Source organism: Amycolatopsis sp. NPDC051716, assembly GCF_040681595.1.
Taxonomy (GTDB): Bacteria; Actinomycetota; Actinomycetes; order Mycobacteriales; family Pseudonocardiaceae; genus Amycolatopsis.
On the sequence record NZ_JBFAZA010000097.1, the window covers coordinates 1 to 2,196 of the forward strand.

General features: G+C 66.8%; 2 protein-coding genes. Both read right to left on the reverse strand.

From position 1 onward, the window contains the following. Positions 1-169: 169 nt before the first annotated feature. On the reverse strand, positions 170-1,723 hold the full coding sequence (locus tag AB0M30_RS47625) for a hypothetical protein (protein ID WP_364599309.1): 1,554 nt from the start codon (positions 1,721-1,723) through the stop codon (positions 170-172). 10 nt (positions 1,724-1,733) lie between these two features. Next, positions 1,734-2,057 (reverse strand): hypothetical protein, encoded by a 324-nt coding sequence (locus AB0M30_RS47630; RefSeq protein WP_364599311.1) that lies wholly within the window; start codon positions 2,055-2,057, stop codon positions 1,734-1,736. Between the last annotated feature and the right edge of the window lie 139 nt (positions 2,058-2,196).

Sequence of the window (2,196 nt, forward strand, 5' to 3'; positions counted from 1 at the left end):
ATAACATCTCCCCCCGCGATACCTACCCGCCTAACCCAACCCCCCGCGCCCCCCCGCGCCCCCCCCGCGCGGCCGCCGGGTTGCGGCGCTTCCGCCCCCCCCCGGGGGCCCCGCCGGCGCCCCCACCCGGCGGCGTGCGCCGGCGCATCGAACCCGAAATTGTGCCCACTTAGAACCCCACTGCCGCGAGATCGGATGTTTCGCCGCGGAATCGGCGCGACGGCGTCGCCGCAGTCGTCGCCCGGTGCACGATCGACTGAACCGGCGCGGTCTGCGCGCCGAAGGTCACCAGCCCCCAGGTCGACAGCGATCCGGCGACGAGCGGGGAAATGTCGTCGAGTGCGCGTTTGCGGTCCCATGCCCAGCCGCCGCCCGGCAGATCGCGTTTGACCGCGCCCTCGACAGCGTCGGCGAGCTCGGGATCGCCGGTGTGGTTGAGCAGCGCGCCGTCCGATCGGTCGTAGAAATCGCCGGTCGCCTTCGCCATCTCGCTGGTGTTGGTCGTGTAGACCGTCAGCCCCGCGGCCTCGAGATCGGCGACCATCGACGCCGCCGGACTCTGGTCGTCGATCACCAGCACGCACGGATCCAGCCGCGACACCGTGCTCACGATGTAGGGCACGGTCTGCGCCGAGCGCGGCCCGTGGTAGCCCAGATCGATGTGGATGCGGCCCTCGGTGGTCCACTGCGAGGCGGTGATCGAGACCGTCTTGCGATCCGGTGTCATATCGACCGCCATCGCCTTCGGTCCGACCAGCGTCGCGGCCGGATTCTTCATCCGGTTCCACACGTCCGCGGGAATCAATGCGGGTCGGTCCTCGTCGCGCACCGGCCAGATACCGCGGCCGAGGCCTTCGACGCCGAAAATCGCGATGCCGGCCTTGGTCGTGGCCTTGCGCAGTTCCTTGCGCATCTTCGCCGCGGTCTGGATGACACCGTACGACGGATTACCGGCCTTCCAAGTCTCCTCGGCGTCGTACGGCATCGGCTCGGGTGCCATGTATTCGGCCAGATAGAGGCCCGGTGACTGCCGCAGACCGGCGGCGCGCATATCGGTGAGCAGGAACCCCTTGGGATGGATGTGCGCGTTCACGGCCGAGCTGGTGTAGATGGTCTGCGGATCGTGCGCAGCCATCTGCGCCCAACCGACGGCCGCCGAGGCGGACTCGTCCAGGTTGTAGGACTCGTCATAGATCAGCAGATCGAGTTTCGTTACGCCGCGGCCCATGTCGGCCGAGCGCGTCGAGAAAATCAGGTGCCCGCCGTTGGTGAACTTGACCTCACCGCGCCCCTGCGACAGCGTCGGCTTTTTCGCGAGCCGCCGTTTCAGCCACGGCCGCGAGTTGATCATCTGCACGAGTCGGTCGTGCAGATCCTTGCCGGTGTCCCAACGCTGCACCGTGTAGAGGATCTTCTCGCCCAGCACCGCGAGGCCGAAAAGGCAACGGAGCAAAAGGATTTCGCTCTTTCCGTTTTGACGCGGCACGATGAGCACGGCGTCCGAGTGCGTCCACGTGCCATCAGGGTTGCGCCGCAGCAGACACCGCAGATTGCCCGACTGCCACGGCATGACCGGCGGAATCGGCAGCCGCCCGGCGAGCTTGATCGCCTTGTGGCCGTCGGTGTCATCGCCCGGCGACGCCCAGAAGTGATGCGGCGTCTGCCGACCGGTGAGCGTCGGGAAGACAGCCGGATCCGGCGCTGGGAATAGCTCGCGCTTCATGACAGCGAGGTCAGAGATCGGCGAGCCCATCGTCGTCGGGTGCCTCGGGCTCGTCGCGCAGACGCCGAATCGTCCCGATCAGCTGCCGCAGCGTGCCCGCCTGCTGGCGCGCCTCCTGTAGTACATTGTCGACACGGATTTCGAGGTCGCCCTCACGTCCGTTCGTCAATCGGGCCCAGATTTCGCCCTCACCAGTAAGAATGCTGTTCAGTTGCTCTAGCCGATCCCCCACTCGCGCCGCTTCGAGGATCAACACGGTGATTTCGAACGAATCCGTGGGCGATTCGAGTGCGGCACGCAGCTTTTCGCCGACTTCCCCGAGCTCAGAGGCCATTGCATGCACCGTTTTTCGCCCGGTCAATAAAAATCCCGACTAAGAGACGGGGGTCAGCCGGGAGGGGGGTCCGGATTTTTCCGGCAAATCGGACGAACGAGACGGGCCGGTCTGCCGCTGGTCGGCGCGCGGATCCGGC